This is a genomic window from Thermoleptolyngbya sp. M55_K2018_002, assembly GCF_015295965.1.
Classification (GTDB): Bacteria; Cyanobacteriota; Cyanobacteriia; order Elainellales; family Elainellaceae; genus Thermoleptolyngbya; species Thermoleptolyngbya sichuanensis.
The window spans coordinates 24,511-31,026 of record NZ_DVEA01000012.1 but is presented as its reverse complement, the minus strand read 5'-3'; the positions used below and the strand labels follow the sequence as shown (position 1 = coordinate 31,026).

General features: G+C 55.4%; 5 protein-coding genes and 1 pseudogene. 1 reads left to right on the top strand and 5 read right to left on the bottom strand.

What is annotated here, in order from left to right; genetic code table 11:
* Positions 1 to 399: 399 nt before the first annotated feature.
* Positions 400 to 672: pseudogene (locus tag IGS51_RS00525) on the top strand (hypothetical protein); the annotation flags it as partial.
* A gap of 127 nt (positions 673 to 799) precedes the next feature.
* Here IGS51_RS00525 and urtE read toward each other — a convergent pair.
* The 5 genes from urtE to urtA all read right to left on the bottom strand — a co-directional run bounded on the left by urtE (position 800) and on the right by urtA (position 6,349).
* Positions 800 to 1,561, bottom strand: a complete 762-nt coding sequence (gene urtE / locus IGS51_RS00520) for an urea ABC transporter ATP-binding subunit UrtE (RefSeq protein WP_297074828.1) — start codon at positions 1,559 to 1,561, stop codon at positions 800 to 802.
* 109 nt (positions 1,562 to 1,670) lie between these two features.
* Positions 1,671 to 2,480, bottom strand: coding sequence for an urea ABC transporter ATP-binding protein UrtD (gene urtD, locus IGS51_RS00515; protein WP_172358529.1), 810 nt, complete (start codon positions 2,478 to 2,480; stop codon positions 1,671 to 1,673).
* Positions 2,455 to 3,621 carry an urea ABC transporter permease subunit UrtC gene (gene urtC, locus IGS51_RS00510; protein ID WP_297074826.1) on the bottom strand — a complete coding sequence of 389 codons (1,167 nt, stop codon included), beginning with the start codon at positions 3,619 to 3,621 and terminating at the stop codon, positions 2,455 to 2,457. Before urtC ends, urtD begins: the two co-directional genes overlap by 26 nt.
* A 105-nt stretch (positions 3,622 to 3,726) precedes the next feature.
* On the bottom strand, positions 3,727 to 4,884 hold the full coding sequence (gene urtB / locus IGS51_RS00505) for an urea ABC transporter permease subunit UrtB (protein WP_297074824.1): 1,158 nt from the start codon (positions 4,882 to 4,884) through the stop codon (positions 3,727 to 3,729).
* A 136-nt stretch (positions 4,885 to 5,020) separates the two neighbouring features.
* On the bottom strand, positions 5,021 to 6,349 hold the full coding sequence (gene urtA / locus IGS51_RS00500; RefSeq protein WP_297074822.1) for an urea ABC transporter substrate-binding protein: 1,329 nt from the start codon (positions 6,347 to 6,349) through the stop codon (positions 5,021 to 5,023).
* Between the last annotated feature and the right edge of the window lie 167 nt (positions 6,350 to 6,516).

Sequence of the window (6,516 nt, the reverse complement as noted above, 5' to 3'; positions counted from 1 at the left end):
TTTTCGGGGAGTGAAGATAAGCTGCGTCTTGGAAAAATCACAGCTTGATGGACGATTGTAGTGGATACCCCTGATCGGCGCAAGCAAAATTTTGCTACGGAGTGTGAAGGAGTCTGGTGTCCGCTTTTTGGCGCGAAATCGCTCGATGCGTGGCTCTGGATGAGATGTTTTCTCTAGATGGGACACTTTTTTTGAAGGTTTGTATTCTAGATTTGCAGCAAAACTCAACATTGCATTACAGTTTGCAATCTGTTTTTCTAGGAGAGTGCTTTAATGAATCTGTGAATTGCTGTGAATTGCTGTGAATTGAACTGTTGTGCTGTGAATTGAACTGTTGCTTTGCTGTGCATGTTGGCTGTCCTAACGCATTCCGCTGAACTCACCGTGGACTCTAATCTTTCGTCGATTTCCTCCAGCGTAGATACCAGCGACAATTTGCCCCGCGAGGTGCGGGTTGCTCAGCTTCGCAATACTGTCGAAACGCTGCAAATGGCCGATGCGATCGCCAGCAGTGGATATCTGATTACCAGCGCCGAACTGGCCGACCTGATGGATGTCAACGCCAGCGCCGTCACCGGGCGGGGCGATCACTGGGTCTGGCGCAACTGGGTCGTCTCTCGCGTGCGCCGCGAAGGGAACCAGATTCTCTGGCAGCTAGAGCGAGTCGATTAGCCGCTGAGCGTTTGGGTTTGCGTAGGGACTTCCAGCCCCTCTTGCTCTCCGCCTCCCGACTGGGAGCAGGAGTTAGGGGATGACGGCAGATTGAACGTTGCACATCGCGCCGTGACACGACACGTCATTACACGGCCAGGAATTGCTGGATCACGTCGTTGCTCAGTTCGCTAGTCGGGCCAGAGGCGACGATGCCACCCTTTTGCATGGCGTAGTAGCGGTCGGCCTGGCGCACAAAATGCAAATGCTGCTCCACCAAAAGGACCGAAATCCCTGTGGAGGCAACGATCTGGCGCACGGCGTTTTCGATATCCAGGATGATTGAGGGCTGAATGCCTTCGGTGGGTTCGTCCAGCACCAGGAGTTTGGGCTTGCCCATGAGGGCGCGGGCGATCGCCAACTGCTGCTGCTGCCCGCCCGACAGGTCGCCGCCCATCCGATCCAGCATGGTCTTTAGCACAGGAAACAGGTCGTAGATATAGTCGGGAACCTGGTTGGTGCTGCGCCCAGCCTTGTCTGCCCTTGCTTCGCGCCCCAGCAGCAGGTTTTCCTGCACCGTTAGCCGGGGAATCACCTCGCGCCCCTGCGGAACGTAGCCAATGCCCAGTCGCGCCCGCTGGTCAGGAGTCCGTTCTAAGAGCGATCGCCCATCGAATGTGATATTCCCACTGCGCGGCTTTAGCAGGCCCATGATGGTCTTCAGCAGGGTCGTCTTGCCCACGCCGTTGCGCCCAATCAAGCACACCATCTGTCCCCGTGGCACGGTGAGATCCACATTCCGCAAGATATGGCTCTCGCCGTAATACACATTCAGCCCCGATACACGGAGCATAGCGTCATCGGAAACGGCAGGCGTTTCGTAGGCGACAGCAGAGTTGGTTTGGCTCATGATGGCAGAGGGAAAGGGATAAGGGAGTATTGGCGCGATGGGGGATTGGCGTGGCGCAACAGGGAAGATTCCGAGTCGCATTCCTAACTTCGGAGGTCTGATTCCTGCCCTACACGCCTTCGACGACTTCTAGCAGTTCTTCGGTGTCTTGCAGGCTGATGGGGCCATCGGCATGGATTTCTTGACCCAGGTAAACTTCGATGACGCGGGGGTCAGACTGCACTTCGTCGATGGTGCCTTCACAGAGGACGGAACCCTGGTGTAGCACGGTGACTGTGCCTCTGGCAATTTGGCGAACGAATTCCATGTCATGTTCGATTACGATGATCGAATGGCTCTCGGCCAAGGACAGCAGCAGTTCACCCGTGCGTTCCGTTTCTTCGTCCGTCAGCCCGGCCACGGGTTCGTCTACTAGCAGCAAATCGGGGGATTGAGCCACCAACATGCCAATTTCTAGCCACTGCTTTTCGCCGTGCGACAGCAGATTCGCTTTCATATCCGCTTTGTGTGACAGACCGATGGTCTCCAGCAGTTCCGCGACCGTTCGCCGCTCAACGTTTAGCGTCTTGCGAAACAGGGTGTGAATGACGGACTTTTGGCGGTTGGCGGCTAGCTCTAGGTTTTCGCGGGTGGACAGGTTCAGGTACACTCGTGGCGTTTGAAACTTACGCCCCACGCCCATTTGCGCGATTTCATGCTCAGCGTAGGGACGCAGATTCCGACCTTTGAAGCGCACCTGTCCTTCGGTGGGCTTGGTTTTTCCCGTAATGATGTCGAGAAAGGTCGTCTTGCCTGCACCGTTGGGACCAATGATAACGCGCAGTTCGCCCTTGTCGAGGCTGAAGTTAAGATGATTGAGTGCCTTAAAGCCGTCGAAGCTAACGGTAAGGTCGTCAATCTCCAAGATTTTTTCGTTCATATTCAACCTCTGGGTCTTCCTCTAGGCTTGGGTAGGTAGATAGGCGAGTTTGTCCGGTAATCTGCTTGTAAAGGTTCACGCCGCTGGTGCGGAGCCAGCCGATAATGCCGCTGGGCAACAGCAGCACCACCAGCAAAAACAAACCGCCCTGGAAAAATAGCCAAAAATCGGGAAACTTTTCGCTCAGCAGGCTCTTAGCCAGGTTCACAACCACTGCGCCCAAAATTGCGCCCACCAGCGTTGCGCGGCCGCCGACTGCAACCCAGATCACCATTTCAATCGAGAAGGCGATGTTCATCGTGTTGGGCGACACAATGCCCGATTGCAGCGTGAACAGGGCACCCGCGATTCCGGCCAGCGCACCAGATACGGCAAACACCAGGATCTTGAACCCCGTTGGGTTATAGCCCGTAAATCGAACGCGACTTTCATCGTCACGGATGGCCACCAGAAGGCGACCAAACCGGCCGCTGGTCAGCCATCGACACAGGGCGTAGGCCGCCACCACGAACAGGATGGTGACAATGTAGAGAATGTACTGCGTCCGGTTGTCCTTCACAGGCAATCCAAAAACCGACCGAAAATCGGTCAAGCCGTTGGTTCCGTTGAACAGCTTTTGCTGACCGTTGAAAAAGTTGAAAAAGATAATCGTTGCTGCTTGCGTCAGGATGGAAAAATACACGCCGCGAATTCGGTTTCGGAAGATGACGTAGCCTAGCAGTCCGGCAATGATGGCGGGAATGACGGCGATCGCCATCATAGAAAATGGCGCAGAGTAAAACGGTCGCCAGAACCAAGGCAACTCGCTGACTCCGTAGAGCGACATAAAATCTGGAAGCCCGCTTCCTGGCGGCTGGGGCAGCTTCAGATGCATGGCCAGGGCATAGCCACCCAGCGTGAAGAAAATGCCGTGACCCAAGCTGAGCAGCCCGGTGAAGCCCCAGATTAGGTCGATGCCGAGGGCAACAATCGCCAGCGCCAAGAATCGACCCATTAGGTTCAGGCGAAAGGCAGAAATCATCCAGGGCAGCGCGAAGATGAGGAACAGGGCGATCGCCGCGACAATGGCCATCTCAATCAAGAGCGATCGCCGCTTTGCCAGGTTTACCGTGCGGTTGGGAACAAAAGTGTCAACGGCCATGAGGATTGCTCAGGTAACGGCAACAAGAATCGGTGCAGAATCAGACAAACATTGCTTCGGTAACGGCAACAAGAATTGGTGCAGAGCCAGATCAGATTCGGATGGCTAGGCATCCACCGTGCGTCCTTTCTGCGGGAACATCCCCGCCGGACGAAACTGGAGAAACAGGACGATAAGCGCAAACACCATCACCTTTGCCATGCTGGTTGTCGCAAAAAAGGTGAAAAAGTCTTTAATAACCGGGATATTCGTCAAGTTTGCCAGCATCCCGGTGCCAATAATGTAGTCCGTAATGCCGATTGCCATCGCCCCGACAATCGTGCCAATCAGCTTGCCTACGCCGCCTACGACCACCACCATAAACGTATTCACGATGTAGTTTTGCCCCGTGTTGGGGCCAACAGAACCCAGCAGGCTGAGGGCGCACCCAGCGATACCCGCCAGCCCCGACCCCAAGGCAAACGTGAGCGCGTCCACCGTGCGGGTGGGAATGCCCAGACAGGCGCTCATGTTGCGGTTTTGGGTGACAGCGCGAATCCGCAGCCCCCAAGCCGTGCGGTTCAGAAACCAGTAGACCCCCAGCACACACAGCACCGTCAGCACCATGATGAACAGGCGCGTGTAGGGAAGCTGGTAGTTGCCTAGAGGAATGCCGCCGCGCAGCCAGGCCGGTGCGGTCACATCTTTGTTTTGTGCGCCAAACCAGGGCTGCGTCACGGCGAGTCCATAGGTTCTGGCGAGGATATTGCCACCAACAAGGGCGATCGCCCCCGACAGCGCCAGCAGCAGAGCGGTTGCCCAGCCCCGAATCCGCTCAAAATCAGGACGACGCTTGGCAATCCACTGTCCGCCAAAGTACAAAACACAGAACAGAATTAGACCAAACACCAGCACCCAGTTCACACTGCGGACGAACTGCTGCAAAATCAGGCTCACGCCCCAAGTTGCCAGGAGCGTTTCTAGCGGTCGCCCGTAGAGATAGCGAATCACGCCCCGCTCCAGCAGTAGCCCCACCAGCGCTGCGACAATAAACGCCGCTATCAGTGCAAAAAAGATATAAACCTCAAACAGCGGCCCACCAATTGCCCTGAACGCATTCTGCACCACGAAGGTCGTATAAGCGCCAAGCATCATCAGCTCGCCGTGGGCCATGTTGATCACGCCCATCAAGCCAAACACGATCGCCAACCCCAGCGCCGCCAGCAGCAGGATCGAGCCAATACTGACTCCGTTAAAAATACCGTCCAAAATACTCGCAACCACAGGCTCTCTCCCAATGAGTCAGCAACAGGCAACCCGTCATCTACAGCCGAGCGACAACCGAGCGATAACCGAGATAAGTAAAGAAACTCTCGCGGGCCGCGCCCGCGAGAAATCTGAGAAACCAGCGATCTAATCTCTAGATCTGGAACTTGCCCGGATCGCTGACATCGGTTCTCGTCCAATCGCAGGCAAAGCCTTTGGTTTCCGCAACGTACTGGTTCCAGGGCACTGGATCGACCGGGGCAGGCGTGGAATAGACGATTTCAAACAGGCCGTCATCCCGCACTTCACCAATCCGAACCGTCTTGGAAATGTGGTGGTTGGGGAACATCTTCACCGGGCCGTGGGGCGCGGCAAATTCTTGACCGTAGGCAGCAGAGCGCACTGCTTCTAGGTCGGTCGGTGTGCCTTCAGAACCGGCCTTTTCAACTGCCTGCTTCCAGATGTTGACGGAGATGTAGCCCGCTTCCATTGGGTCGTTGGTCACGCGGCTATCGCCATACTTGGCTTTGAAGGCATCCACAAACTTCTTGTTTTCGGGCGAATCGACCGTCATGAAGTAGTTCCAGGCAGCAGCATGGCCAAGCAAGTATTCCTTGCCGATGGCCTGCACTTCTTCTTCTGCGATACTCACCGACATGGTGGGATACTTGTCGGGCGTGAGACCTGCGCCTTGCAGTTGCTTGAAGAAGGCCACATTGCTGTCGCCGTTCAGCGTGTTGTAGATGACACCGCCGTTGGGCAGAGCCGAACGAATCTTGGCGATAATCGGCGCAACTTCAGTGTTGCCCAGGGGTAGGTAGTCTTCGCCAACCACCGTGCCGCCCTTAGCAGCCACTTGGGCTTTGATAATCGTGTTGGCGGTACGGGGGAACACGTAGTCCGATCCGACCAGATAGAATTCCTTGCCCTTGTTTTCCAGCAGCCAGTCCACCGACGGCTCGATTTGCTGGTTAGGCGCAGCACCCGTGTAGAAAATGTTCTTGGAGCATTCCTGCCCTTCATACTGCACCGGGTAGAACAGCATGTGGTTCTTTTCTTCAAACACAGGCAGCACCGCTTTGCGGCTGGCAGAAGTCCAGCAGCCAAAGATAACGACGACCTGATCTTGATCGATCAGCTTGCGGGCTTTTTCGGCAAAGGTGGGCCAATCCGACGCGCCATCTTCGATGATGGGGATAATTTGCTTGCCCAGCACGCCGCCTGATGCGTTAATTTCATCGATGGCAAGCAGCGTAGAATCGACCACCGACTTCTCAGAGATGGCCATCGTGCCGCTCAGCGAGTGGAGGACACCCACCTTGATGCCATCCCCTGAAGCAGGAGCCGTTGGCGAAGATGCATCCGCAGCGGGGGAACTTGCCGTAGTGGTAGTAGAGGGGGCACACGCCTTGAGCAACATGCTAGCTCCGAGTGCGGCGGAGCCATAGACCATAAATTTCCGACGACCAAATAGCCTTGTCATGCAACACGTCTCCTCATCGCGAGGGGGCGAAATGAACGATTAATCATACTAGGGTGTGATGTTAGGTCTGTAGACCCTTGTCATTTGTGCTTTAGGCTACAAAACTGAGGTTCTTAAGTTTTTATAAATCTGCTTTCAGACCTTATTTCTGCACTTTGGCGGAGTCA